The following is a 690-nucleotide window of genomic DNA, read 5'->3' as shown; positions in this document are numbered from 1 at the left end:
TGCCCGCACCCAGAACGATGACACTGCGCATTCAAAACCTGCCGCTCAAAAAATCATGAGAACGATCAATGGATGCGGACGCCCTGCCGTTCAAGCTCTTTCTGCACAGCGGCCATGTCGATATGGCCGAAATCGGCATTGTCCTTGACGCAAAGCGCCGCGGCCACGCCGGCGCCCTGCCCTGCAACGGCACAGCAGGCCATATTGCGGGTGGCCGCATGGGCAATCTTGTCGCCGCCGATAGCCCGGCCGGCGACAAGCAGGTTCTCGACGCGCTTCGGCAGCATCGAACGATAGGGAATCTGCATATAGCGGCCGGTGGTCGGCAGGATCAGCACGCCATAGCCATCGATGAATTCAGGATAGATGCCGATCGTGTCGTCGAACCGGCCCTGGTAGCGGACGTCGCCCTCCGTCATATTGTAGACCGCGTCGAGCTTGCGCGTATCGCGGATACCGATCGACATTCCGAAATTCCTCAGCCGCGCGCCCTCGCATCCCGGCGTGTAGCGACGCAATGCCTCGATCGCTAGCATGGCCTGCCTGCGGCCTTCGATCTCGAACCTCGTCATACTGTCCGGATCGGTGCCGTCGCAGCCGGCAAGGTGGACGAGGTTCATATAAGTGAGTTCGCCGGAATCATGCATCGCACCCCAGGTGCCGGCAATCGTGTTGAGGTGTTTCGGGAGA

The 690-nt window shown here is 60.7% G+C and carries 1 protein-coding gene; it reads right to left on the bottom strand.

Going from position 1 to position 690, the window contains the following annotated elements; genetic code table 11:
- Positions 1 to 65: 65 nt before the first annotated feature.
- Positions 66 to 690 (bottom strand): FAD-dependent oxidoreductase (locus AC1D0P_RS26655; RefSeq protein ID WP_477679479.1); only part of this gene is annotated, 625 nt, incomplete at its 5' end.

Source organism: Polaromonas sp. P1_G2 (assembly GCF_056405515.1).
The sequence above is the reverse complement of the archived record's forward strand: the minus strand, read 5'-3'. Positions and strand labels throughout refer to the sequence as shown.